The sequence below is a fragment of the Corallococcus sp. AB045 genome, from assembly GCF_003668895.1.
Lineage (GTDB): Bacteria > Myxococcota > Myxococcia > Myxococcales > Myxococcaceae > Corallococcus > Corallococcus coralloides.
Genome location: NZ_RAWN01000262.1, coordinates 1 through 10,938, shown reverse-complemented (window position 1 = coordinate 10,938; position 10,938 = coordinate 1). Strand labels below are relative to the sequence as shown.

The 10,938-nt window shown below is 71.8% G+C and carries 10 protein-coding genes; 8 read left to right on the top strand and 2 right to left on the bottom strand.

Annotated features, from left to right (window positions below):
* Nucleotides 1-41 precede the first annotated feature (41 nt).
* From thiL to larC, 8 genes are all read left to right on the top strand, one after another.
* Nucleotides 42-1,004, top strand: a complete 963-nt coding sequence (gene thiL, locus D7Y21_RS37175; RefSeq protein WP_121718218.1) for a thiamine-phosphate kinase — start codon at nucleotides 42-44, stop codon at nucleotides 1,002-1,004.
* A 64-nt stretch (nucleotides 1,005-1,068) separates the two neighbouring features.
* On the top strand, nucleotides 1,069-2,442 hold the full coding sequence (locus D7Y21_RS37170; RefSeq protein WP_120561103.1) for a methyl-accepting chemotaxis protein: 1,374 nt from the start codon (nucleotides 1,069-1,071) through the stop codon (nucleotides 2,440-2,442).
* 49 nt (nucleotides 2,443-2,491) lie between these two features.
* Nucleotides 2,492-2,914, top strand: a complete 423-nt coding sequence (locus D7Y21_RS37165) for a chemotaxis protein CheW (RefSeq protein WP_014400068.1) — start codon at nucleotides 2,492-2,494, stop codon at nucleotides 2,912-2,914.
* A 71-nt stretch (nucleotides 2,915-2,985) separates the two neighbouring features.
* Complete coding sequence (locus D7Y21_RS37160; protein WP_014400067.1) at nucleotides 2,986-3,354, top strand: response regulator; 369 nt, start codon at nucleotides 2,986-2,988, stop codon at nucleotides 3,352-3,354.
* Between the two features lie 68 nt (nucleotides 3,355-3,422).
* Nucleotides 3,423-5,822, top strand: a complete 2,400-nt coding sequence (locus D7Y21_RS42435) for a chemotaxis protein CheA (RefSeq protein ID WP_199735565.1) — start codon at nucleotides 3,423-3,425, stop codon at nucleotides 5,820-5,822.
* Nucleotides 5,819-6,409 carry a chemotaxis protein CheC gene (locus D7Y21_RS37145; protein WP_120561105.1) on the top strand — a complete coding sequence of 197 codons (591 nt, stop codon included), beginning with the start codon at nucleotides 5,819-5,821 and terminating at the stop codon, nucleotides 6,407-6,409. Before D7Y21_RS42435 ends, D7Y21_RS37145 begins: the two co-directional genes overlap by 4 nt.
* Before the next feature lie 44 nt (nucleotides 6,410-6,453).
* Nucleotides 6,454-7,206: a nickel pincer cofactor biosynthesis protein LarB gene (gene larB / locus D7Y21_RS37140; protein ID WP_014400064.1), complete on the top strand. Its 753-nt coding sequence runs from the start codon at nucleotides 6,454-6,456 to the stop codon at nucleotides 7,204-7,206.
* A gap of 6 nt (nucleotides 7,207-7,212) precedes the next feature.
* Nucleotides 7,213-8,391 carry a nickel pincer cofactor biosynthesis protein LarC gene (larC, locus tag D7Y21_RS37135; protein WP_120561106.1) on the top strand — a complete coding sequence of 393 codons (1,179 nt, stop codon included), beginning with the start codon at nucleotides 7,213-7,215 and terminating at the stop codon, nucleotides 8,389-8,391.
* Here the strand turns inward: larC and D7Y21_RS37130 are convergent.
* Entirely contained in the window at nucleotides 8,369-9,136 is a 768-nt protein-coding gene (locus D7Y21_RS37130) for a VOC family protein (RefSeq protein ID WP_233612438.1), read from the bottom strand. The genes larC and D7Y21_RS37130 overlap by 23 nt on opposite strands.
* Before the next feature lie 109 nt (nucleotides 9,137-9,245).
* Nucleotides 9,246-10,937: a DUF6311 domain-containing protein gene (locus D7Y21_RS37125; RefSeq protein WP_121718216.1), complete on the bottom strand. Its 1,692-nt coding sequence runs from the start codon at nucleotides 10,935-10,937 to the stop codon at nucleotides 9,246-9,248.
* Between the last annotated feature and the right edge of the window lies 1 nt (nucleotide 10,938).

Sequence of the window (10,938 nt, the reverse complement as noted above, 5' to 3'; positions counted from 1 at the left end):
TCATTGCGTCCCCCTGCGCGAGCGTGGTCTTCAGTGCCGCCATGCCCGGCGAGTTCGACCTCATCCAACGCTTCCTCGCCTGCTTCCCGCGCGCGCGGGTGCCGGTGGGACCGGGGGACGACTGCGCCGTGCTCGCCCCATCCAAGGGCGCGCTGTGCGTCACCACCGACGCCGTGGTGGAGGACGTGCACTTCACCCGCGAGACGTTCTCCGCCGCGGACATCGGCCACAAGGCGCTCGCGGTGAACCTGTCGGACCTGGCCGCCATGGGCGCCACGCCGCGCTGGTTCGTCTGCGCGCTCGCGCTGCCCCGGGACTTCCCCGCCCGCGAGCTGTCCGCCATGGGCCGGGGCATGGCCGCGCTCGCGAAGGCCCACCGCATCATGCTCGTGGGCGGCAACTTCACCTCCGCGCGCGAGGTGTCCGTCACCCTCACCGTCACCGGGGAGCTGTCCCGCGCGCCCCTCACCCGCTCGGGCGCCCGGCCCGGAGACCTCCTCTATGTCTCCGGCACGCTGGGCGACGCGCGCCTGGGGCTCCAGCACCTCCAGGCCGGCGTCCGGCGGGGCGCGGCCGTGAAGCGCCAGCGCCGCCCCGAGCCCCGCATCGCCCTGGGGAAGCTGGCCGCGCGCTTCGCCTCCGCCGGGATGGACGTGTCGGATGGACTGGCGCAGGACCTGGGCCACCTGTGCGCCGCGTCCCGGGTGGGCGTGGAGCTGGAGCTGGACCGGCTGCCCCTGTCACCCGCCGTGCGCGCGGCGCTGGGGCCAGAAGGTGCCCTGCGGGGAGGGGAGGACTACGAGCTGCTGCTCGCCGTCCCACCTTCGAGCATGCAGGCGTTCGAGCGCGCGTGTGCCCGCGCCGGGCAGGAGGTGACGCGCATGGGAGTGCTTACCCGGGAGCGGACGTTGCGAATCCGGGACGCAGGGGGGCATGTTCTGACCCCTCCAGCCGGATTCGATCACTTCGCCCGGACAGGCAGGCAGATCCGGCCGGATGATTGACCCGTACCGGACAGCAAGGCTAAACCCCTGGGCTGTTTTCCGCCCCTCCCGCTGAAAGCACCCCGTGCGCCGCCCCCTTCGCGACGACCCCTCCTCTGGCCTCACCCCCCGACGCGAGCCGGTGCAGCGACTGCTGCGCGCCGTCGACGGCCCCAAGGTGGTTCGCGAGCAGTCCCTGCACCGGAAGATCACCACCGGCTACATCCTGCTGGGCCTGCTGCTGGGCACGTGGCTGCTCTGCACGGAGAGCCTCTTCGACGCGTCCTGGGGCCGCTGGAGCTTCATCGTCCGGGTGGGTGTGGGCGTGCTCATCACCTTTGGCGGCGCCGCGTTCCTGCCGTCGCTGCTGGCGCGCGTCACCCGCGTGAAGGTGCTCAGCCGCTCCGCCTTCGAGATTTCGCAGGGGGATTTGTCCAAGCCCGTGGCCGCGGAGGTGCACAGCACCCGCGACGAAATCGACGAGCTGACGGGCGCCATCTCCCGCATGCAGGAGAACCTGCGCGAGCTGGTGGGCAAGATTCAGGACACCGCCAAGAGCGTGGCGGACACCGCCATCGACCTTCAGCGCAGCGCGGAGAACGTCAACGGGTCCACGGAGGAAGTGGGCTCGTCGATGGAGAAGATCGCCAGCGGCGCGGAGACCCAGTCGCAGCTGGTGTCGCAGGCCTCCAAGGTCATCACGGAGATGGCCGGCAGCATCCAGCGCACGGCGGCCAGCGCCCTGGACGCGGCCCGCACGTCCGCGGAGACCAGCAGCAGCGCGGAGGACGGCTCCAAGGCGGCGCGGCTCGCGGGCGACAAGGTGAAGAAGGTCTTCAACCGCATCGAGTCCGCCAGCCAGCAGGTGTTCGCCTTCGGCGAGAAGACGCAGGAGATTTCGAAGATCGTCGACGCCATCACCCAGGTGGCGCAGCAGACGAACCTCCTGGCCTTGAACGCCACCATCGAAGCGGCGCGCGCGGGCGAGTACGGCCGCGGCTTCGCGGTGGTGGCGGATGAAGTGCGCAAGCTGGCGGAGAGCGCCGGCCGCTCCGCGGAGCAGATTTCCCGTCTGGCGCGCGACATCTCCGGCCAGTCCACCTCCGTCGTCAGCGCCATGAAGGAAGGCATCGCGGAGCTGGCCGAGGGCCGTGAGGACCTCACCGACATCATGCGCTCCATGGGGGCCATCACCGACACCGCCCGCAAGGGCGCGGAGAAGGTGACGCTCATCTCCGACAGCACCCGCGACCAGATGAAGGGCAGCGAGGAGATGGTGAAGGCCATCGAGGAGATCAAGCTCGTGGCGAAGAACAACGCCAGCTCCACGGAGGCCATCCAGGCCGTCATCCAGGAGCAGACGGCCGCGGTGTCTCGGATGACGTCGCTGGCGAGCGAGCTGACCAACCTCTCCGTGGAGCTGCAGAGCGTGGTGCGCAGCTTCCGCCTGGGGCCCTGAGCGCCCCGTCCCCCGCCTGTCGCCGCCTCGCGGCACAAGGGCCTTCACCGTGCGGCACGTCATCTTCCGGGTCGAGAAGGAACGCTACGGGTTGCCCTTGTCGGCCGTCCGGGAGGTGGTCGTCCCCCCGGAGCGCTACACACGTGTACCGCGGGCCCCGGCCGCCATCACCGGGGTGATGAACCTGCGCGGCCGGGTGGTGACGGTGGTGGAGCTCCGCCAGCTGCTCCACCTGCCAGAAGGTCCCACGCCCCTGTGCCGTGTCGTGCTACTGGACCGGGGTCGCAGGGATTTGGGCCTCCTTGTGACGGACGTGGACGGCATCGAAGCGGTGGAGCGCGTCAGCGCCGCGCCGGGCAAGGTCATGCCCGCGGTTCGCGGCGTTGCCCGCCTGGGCGGTCTGGGAGTGACCGTGCTGGATCCGGAAGGACTTGATGCGGCGGTCGTTGCCTTGTTCACTCCCTCCAAGTGAGTAGCCCCCCGGAAACGGCCGGTGATAGGGTGCGCTCCCTCTAGGCCTGAAACGGAGGCGGAGTTCTTCACATGGCTAAGCGGGTGCTGGTCGTCGACGACGCCATCTTCATGCGCAACATGATCAAGGACATCTTTGCGTCTGGAGGGTTCGAGGTCGTCGGTGAGGCGGCCAACGGCCTGGAGGCCGTGGAGAAGTTCAAGGAGTTGAAGCCGGACCTCACGACGATGGACATCGTGATGCCCTTCAAGAGTGGCATTGAAGCCACGCGGGAAATCATCAAGGCCGACAGCAGCGCGGTCGTCATCATGTGCTCGGCGCTCGGGCAGGAGAGTCTGGTGATGGAGGCCATCGAGGCGGGTGCCTCGGACTTCATCGTCAAGCCGTTCCGGGCGGAGGACGTACTGGCGGTCGTCAAGAAGGTGTTGGGCGAGGCCTGAATCGGCGCGCGAGGGACCGCTCCCGCCCGGGTCGCGGCCCCTTCCGCCTGTGAAGGAGGTGCCGGGTCATGACGATGGACATGTCCCGGTATCTGGGCCTCTTCATCTCGGAGGCCACCGAGCACCTGGAGGCGCTCGGACGGGACCTCGTGGAGCTGGAGCGCGAGGCCACCGCCAGCACCGTAGACTCGATGTTCCGGCACGCCCACTCGGTGAAGGGCATGGCGTCGTCCATGGGCTTCGAGCCCATCGCGATGCTGGCGCACCGGGTGGAGGACCTGGTGGACGCGGTGCGGCAGGACCGCAAGCTCCTGGACCGGGACCTGGTGGACCTGCTGCTGAACGCCACGGACATGCTCACGGCCCAGGTGCGCGCCGTCTCGGCCAACCGTGAACCGGAGCAGGCCGAAGGGTTGCTCAAGCAGTTGGGCACCCGCGTGCAGTCACTCACCGGCCACGCCCCCGCCGCGACCCGCGTGGCCCAGGTCTCCGTGCTCAAGCCCGAGACCCCGTCCGGAGACGACGGGGAGGGCTCGGGAGGTGGCGAGGGCCCTTCGGGTGCCTCGGGTTCGGGGACGCCGGGTGGCTCCGCCGGGCCCGCGTCGGGTTCGGGGACGCCGGGTAGCGCGGCCGGTGCGTCGGGCGCCTCTGGCGCGGAGGCTTCGGGCTCGGGAACCTCCGCGTCGAGCGGGACCGAGCCTTCGAGCCCGGGGGCAGCCGGTTCGGGAACGTCCGGCGGTGACGCGGCCGTGGGAACAGCCGGTCCGGGCGCTTCTGCCGCGGCGGCGCCCTCCGCCCTGGCGGTGATGCCTCCGGCCACGTTGATGCCGCCTCGCGACCTGAGCGGCCCGGAGGCCCTCTACGGCGCCCCGGCCGCGCGGTCCCTGGCGGTGGTGCCGGAGAACGACCCTTCCGCCTCCGTGGTGGCGCTGGTCTCGGGGCTCAAGGCCGCCGCCATCGGCGCGGACGGCAAGTCCGGCGCGCCCCGCTGGTCGGTGCGCCTGCGCATCTCCCCCACCTGTCAGGTGCCCGGCGTGCGCGCGTTCCTCGTGCACAAGCGGCTGTCCTCCCTGGGCACGCTGGTGGACCTGCGCCCGCCCCTGGAGGAGCTCAAGGCCGGCCGCATCCCGGACGGCTACATCCAGGTGGACGTGGAGACCGGCGTGGGCGACGCCGGCATCCAGGCGGCCCTGCGCAACGTGGCGGAGGTGGAGGTCGTCTCCGTCGCCCCGGCCGTCCCGGAGCCGCCCGTGCTCCCCGTCGTGGCGCCCGCTTCGGACGCGGCGCGCGCCACCGCGGACGCGGGCTCGCGCACGGTGCGCGTGCGCACGGAGCTGCTCGACTACTTCCTCGACACGGTGGGGGAGCTGATGCTCGCCACCGCGCGCCTGCGCGAAGTGGGCAAGGTGCTGCCGGAGAACACGCGCCCCGCGCTGGAGGAGGGCGTCTACCGGCTGCACACGCTGGTGAAGGACCTGCACGACAAGGTCATGAGCGCGCGCATGACGCCGCTGTCGCTCATCACCGACCGGCTGCCCCGCGCCGCGCGCGACCTGGCCCGCCGCAAGGAGCGCGAGGTGGAGCTGGTCATCACCGGCGCCGAAATCGAGCTCGACCGCGCCATCCTCGACGAGCTGGCCGACCCGCTGCTGCACCTGTTGCGCAACTGCATCGACCACGGCCTGGAGTCCCCGGAGGAGCGGGCGGCCGCGAAGAAGTCCGCGCGCGGCCGCGTCACCGTCACCGTGCGCCGTGCGCGCGACCGCGTCATCATCGACATCGAGGACGACGGCCGGGGCATGGACCCGGCGAAGCTCAAGGCCTCCGCGCTCAAGCGCGGGCTCATCACCGAGGACGCTGCCCACCGCATGGCGGACCGCGACGCGTTCCTCCTGTCGTGCCTGCCGGGCGTCTCCACCGCCAAGGACATCACCGACATCTCCGGCCGCGGCGTGGGCATGGACGCGGTGAAGCGCGTGGTGGAGAGCGTGGGCGGCACGCTCGAAATCGACAGCGAGCGCGGCCGGGGCACGGTCTTCACGCTGCGCCTGCCGCTCACCGTCGCCGTGGTGCACCTGCTCCTGGTGGAGGTGGGGGAGGAAGTGTTCGGCCTGCCCATCGCCAAGGTGGTGGGCGCCACGGAGGCGGATCCGCAGTCCCTGAGCAAGAGCCGTGAGACGGCGCTCCTGCCGCACGGCAATGGTCTGCTGCCGGTGCACGCGCTGGAGGTGCTCCTGGGCGTGCCCGCGTCCCCCATGCCCGGCTACCGGCCCTTCGTGGTGATGGAGGGCGACGCCGGCACCGGCAAGGTGGCGCTGGCGGTGGATCGCCTCCTGGGGCAGGAGGAAGTCGTGCTCAAACCCTTGTCCCGCCCCCTGGACTTGCTGCCGGGACTGTCCGGCGTGACCATCCTGGGCAGCGGTCGTCCCGTGTTCATCCTGGACGTCCCGAGGTTACTGACCGCGTGAGCCCCCCCCTGCCCAGTGACGCGCAGCTCGACGCCCTGCGCGAGGTGGCCAACATCGGCTGTGGACATGGCGCCAACGCCCTGGCCCGGCTGATGGGTGGCCGCGTGGACCTGTCCGTCCCCGAGGTGCGGGTCACGGACGCCATCCAGGGCCCCGCGCTCTTCGCGGACGACGCCCCCGCCGTCGCCGTGCGCCTGGGCATGACGGGAGAGCTGCGCGGCGCGCTGGTGCTGGCGCTGCCGTCCGTGGACGCGGAGGCGCTGGAGTCCGCGCTGGTGCGCGGCCACCCCGCGTCCCCCGAGGAGCGCGAGAGCGCCCTGGCCGAGGCCGCGAACATCCTCGCCAGCGCGTGCCTGTCCGCCATCGGGCGGCTGACGGGCTGGCGGCTGTTGCCCTCCGTGCCCCACCTCCAGCGCGGGCCGGTGCGCCCGGTGCTGGCGGGCGTGCTGGGCGACATGGAGCCGGGGCCGGGCGTGGTGCTGGCGGCGCGCTTCTCCGCGTCCGGGCCCACGTCGCTGGGCGGACAGATGCTGCTGGTGCTGGAGCGCGGGAGCGCCCAGGCGCTGCTGTCCCGGCTGGGCCTCTAGGTCCGCCTGGAGGCGCGGGGGCGGCTGGGGTAGACCGCTCGCCCATGGACGAGAAGGCGCTCAGGGCCCTGCTGGGCCAGGTGAAGACGGGCAAGGTCAGCCTGGACGACGCGGTGGGCAAGCTGAAGGACCTGCCGTACGCGGAGCTGGGCTACGCGACGGTGGACACGCACCGCAACCTGCGGTTCGGCTTCCCGGAGGTGGTGCTGGGCGAGCCCAAGACGGTGGAGCAGCTGCTGGGCATCGTCGGCGCGCTGGTGGAGCGCAAGCAGACGGTGCTGGTGACGCGGCTGCAGCCGGACAAGGCCGAGGCCCTGGTGGCGCGCTTCCCCAAGGGCGAGTACCACCCGGTGGCGCGCATCTTCCATCTGGCCCAGCGCAAGGTGAAGGCGGGCCGCGTCGCCATCGTGACGGGCGGCACCAGCGACATCCCCGTGGCGGAGGAGGCGGCGCTCACCGCGCAGGCCATGGGCGCGGACGTGCGGCGCGTCTACGACGTGGGCGTGGCGGGCATCCACCGGCTCCTGCGCCGGCGTGAAGAGATTCAGGAGTGCCACGTCGCCGTGGCGGTGGCGGGCATGGAGGGCGCGCTCGCGTCCGCGCTGGGCGGCCTCGTGGGCATCCCGGTGGTGGCGGTGCCCACGTCGGTGGGCTACGGCGCGAACCTCGGGGGCATCTCCGCGCTGCTCTCGATGGTGAACTCGTGCGCCTCCAACGTGGCCACGATGAACATCGACAACGGGTTCGGCGGCGGCTTCTACGCGGCGCTCATCTCCCGCACCAAGGGACGGAGCTGACAGGCCATGCGGCGCATCCTCTACCTGGAGCCCGTGGGCGGCATCGCCGGGGACATGTTCCTGGCGGCGGGCATCGACCTGGGCGTCTCTCCGGACGCGATTGCGCAGGCGCTGTCCGGCCTCAACGTGCCGGGCTGGAAGCTGGCGGTGTCGCGCGCGGTGCGCCACGCCATCAGCGGCACGCACCTGGACGTGGTGCTGGACGCGAAGGAAGCGCACCCGCACCGCGCCTACGCGGACATCCGTCAGCTGATTGAAGCCGCGCCCACGCTGCCGGAGCGCGCGAAGGCGCGGGCCCTGGCGGTGTTCCGCGCCATCGGCGAGGCCGAGGCGAAGGTGCACGGCGTGTCCATCGACGCCATCCACTTCCATGAGGTGGGCGCGGTGGACTCCATCGTGGACATCTGCGGCGCCGCCGTGGTGCTGGAGCTCTTGGGCGACCCGGAGGTGCACGCCGCGCCGCCGCCGCTGGGCAGCGGCACCATCCGCGTGGCGCACGGCCAGATGCCCATCCCCGTGCCCGCGACGCTGGAGCTTCTGCGCGACGTGCCCGTGCGCTTCGAGGGCGTGGGCGAGCTGACGACGCCCACGGGCGCCGCGCTGCTCAAGGTGCTGACGAAGATTGGCCACCCGCCGGACTTCATCGTGGAGAAGGTGGGCTACGGCGTGGGGACGAAGGACTTCCGCGACCGGCCCAACGTGCTGCGCGCGTCGCTGGGCCGCGTGGAGACGCAGGCCACCGAAGGGCTGTGGGTGGTGGAGGCGAACCTGGATGACGCCACGCCGCAGCTCCTGGCGCACCTGGTGGAGCGGCTCCTGGAGGTCGGCGCGAAGGACGCGTGGGTGTCTCCGGTGGTGATGAAGAAGGGCCGGCCGGCGCACCTCCTGGGCGCGCTGGTGGAGGGCGGCCTGCGCGAGGTGGTGGTGGACGTGCTCTTGCGCGAGTCCACGTCGCTGGGCGTGCGCTACCACCGGGTGGAGCGCCACGCGCTGGAGCGCGACTTCGTGGAGGTGGACACGCCCTGGGGCAAGGTCCGCGTGAAGCGCGGCCTGCGGGACGGCCGGGTGCTCAACGCGCACCCGGAGTTCGACGACTGCGTCCGGCTGGCCCGGGCCGCGGGCGTGCCGGTGAAGCAGGTGATGGCCGCCGCGATGGCGGCCCTTACGCCGGCCGGGCCAGGGTGATGACGCCGAAGGCCGCGCCGCCGGGGTCGGCCACGATGGCGATGCGGCCGTAGGGTGAATCGAACGGCTGCATGATGACCTTGCCGCCCTTGGCGGTGACGGTGGCCGCGGCCTCGTCGGTGTTGGCCACGGCGAAGGTGACCATCCAGTGGGCCGGCACCTCGGCGGGCGTCTTGTCGTCGAACTGCATCACGCCGGCCGCCTCACCGCCGTCCTTCTTCAGGACCCAGTACTGCATCCGGTCGTCCGGCATCTTGTCCGCCGTCATGCCGAAGAGGTCCTTGTAGAAGGCCACGGCCCTGGCGCCGTCGCGCGTCTTGGCCTCGAACCAGGCCACGGCGCCGGGCTCGTTCACCAGGCCCGCGCCGGTGAACAGGTTCGGCTGCCAGAAGCCGAAGGCCGCGCCGGTGTTGTCCGTACAGAAGGCCATGCGCCCCGCTTCCATGACGTCCATGGGCTCCATCATCACCTTGCCGCCCAGCTCCTTCAGACGGGCGACGGAGCGGTCCACGCTCTCCACGGCGAAGTAGGTGTTCCATGCCGGCGGAAACGGCGCGTCCTTGGGACGAGGCATCATCGCCGCCACGTGCTGGCCGTTCTTGCGGGCCATCGTGTAGTAGCCGTTGTCCTTGGACGTGGGGTCGAACGTCCAGCCGAACAGCGCCCCGTAGAAGTCCCGGGCCTTCTCCAGGTCCCAGGCCGCCAGGTCCACCCAGGACACCGTCCCCGCAGCGTGCTTCGTCATCGCAGGCATCGTCGCTCCCCTCGCAGTGCGCCCGGTGGGAAACCGGGGCTACCTGCAAGGTAACAGCGGAGCGGAAGGGGACTGAAAGGATTTTCAGTGCTGCTTCGCGTCAGCGGCGGGGCTGACGCGCGAGCCCCTGCGCGAACGCATCCGTGTTGCTCCCCACCACGCACACCGGCAGGTCCTCCACGAGGCCGCAGTTGGCGCCCGCGTCGAGGAAGGGCCGCACGTGCGGCGGCAGCACCACGTACGCGGTGCTCGCGTCCAGGCCGCCCGAGGGCAGTGGCGCGCGGCACTCCGCCGCCAGCGCCTCCGGCGTGCGCGACGCGTAGCCGCTGTTGAACGTCAGCTTCAGCCGGTACGCCTGATACGCCAGCGCGTTCACCAGCGGCTCGTCGTAGCGGCACACCCACTGCACCTGCGGCGGGAAGAGGGCCAGGTGTTGATAGGAGCCCTTCAGCGCGTCCCACTCCGCGGACTTCAGGCGATGGAAGCGCACGGGCTTGAAGAGGGCGCTCTTCTCCTCGCGCACGTCGTACGCCTGGAGCGCCAGCGCCACCGTCAGCGCGGCCACGGTCACGGCGGGCACGCCGCGCCACAGGCGCGCCACCACCAGCACCGTGCCGACGACGAGCAGGTAGTGCAGCGGCCAGACGAAGCGGCCGGAGGCGCGGAACGCGTTCGTCGCCTTCGTCAGCGGCGCGTACAGCGCGCCCAGGTCCGCCACCGGCTGGCCCAGCCACGTCACGCGCGACGACAGCGCGTAGACGGCCATGAGCAGCACCACCACCGCCGCGGGCAGCACCCGGCGCCAGTCCAGCGTGCGCGCCTCCCGCCTGCGCGCGAACAGGCTCACGCAAGCCACGACGCCGAGCAGCAGCGCCCCCGCGCCCAGGTAGCCGAAGCCCTCGCCCTGCCGGGGCGCGGCGGGCAGGTCCGGCAACAGGCGCCCCCAACCCATGGGGTTCACCAGCGTGGCCAGGTCCGCGGAGAAGTCCCCGAAGCCCTCCGCGCCCAGCCCGCCGCCGCCGAAGTAGCCGAAGAGGGCGAACAGCCCCACGTCCAGCGCCGCGATGCCCCCGCACAGCGCCGCGACGCGCGCGGGGCCGAGTTTCCGGCTCCAGGCGAGCCGCACCCCGAGCGCCAGCGTCAGCGGCATCAACATGGCCACCCAGTACGGATGGGTGCCTGACGCGATGGCGTTGAAGAGCGCCGCCAGGCCCAGGCTCCGCGTCGCGGCGCGCGCGTCCGGGATGTCCCGCAGGTTGAGCCACAGCAGGGCCAGCAGCAGCCAGTGCGCGCACAGCGTGGGGTGGCCGAAGCGCGCCGCCATCACCGGCGACAGCGCCAGCAGCGTGCCGCCCAGCACCATGGGCACCGGGCGCGGGGACACCGTCTCCACCAGCCGCGCGCCGAAGTACCCCATCAGCGCGTAGCACAGGGCCAGCCACGGCCCGGTGTACTGGAAGTCCACGGGCAACAGCGGCGACAGGGGCTTGAGCAGCAGCGCCAGCCACGGGTTGCCGTCCGTGAGCGCCACCGACGAGCCGTACGGGTAGAAGTGGTTGGGCGCCGCGCCCAGGGGCAGCGTCCAGTCCGCGTTGCGGAAGAAGAGCCAGCCGAAGATGTGCGCGGCCCAGTCCTCGCGCATCATCCAGTCGATGCGCGTGGGCGGCAGCACCGGCCCGCCGCCCAGCCACAGGAACCAGCCCAACCCACCGAGCACCGCCAGCGCTCGCGCCACGACGAGGGCCCGGTGGGAGGTGGACGGAGGGGGCGGGGGACTCAGGCTGTCTCTTATA

Excerpts from the sequence above, each read along its gene's own strand:
- thiL (WP_121718218.1), top strand. The coding sequence starts at position 42 with ATGCCCGGCGAGTTCGACCTCATCCAACGCTTCCTCGCCTGCTTCCCG.
- larB (WP_014400064.1), top strand. The coding sequence starts at position 6,454 with ATGGACGAGAAGGCGCTCAGGGCCCTGCTGGGCCAGGTGAAGACGGGC.
- D7Y21_RS42435 (WP_199735565.1), top strand. The coding sequence starts at position 3,423 with ATGACGATGGACATGTCCCGGTATCTGGGCCTCTTCATCTCGGAGGCC.
- larC (WP_120561106.1), top strand. The coding sequence starts at position 7,213 with ATGCGGCGCATCCTCTACCTGGAGCCCGTGGGCGGCATCGCCGGGGAC.
- D7Y21_RS37130 (WP_233612438.1), bottom strand. The coding sequence starts at position 9,136 with ATGACGAAGCACGCTGCGGGGACGGTGTCCTGGGTGGACCTGGCGGCC.
- D7Y21_RS37160 (WP_014400067.1), top strand. The coding sequence starts at position 2,986 with ATGGCTAAGCGGGTGCTGGTCGTCGACGACGCCATCTTCATGCGCAAC.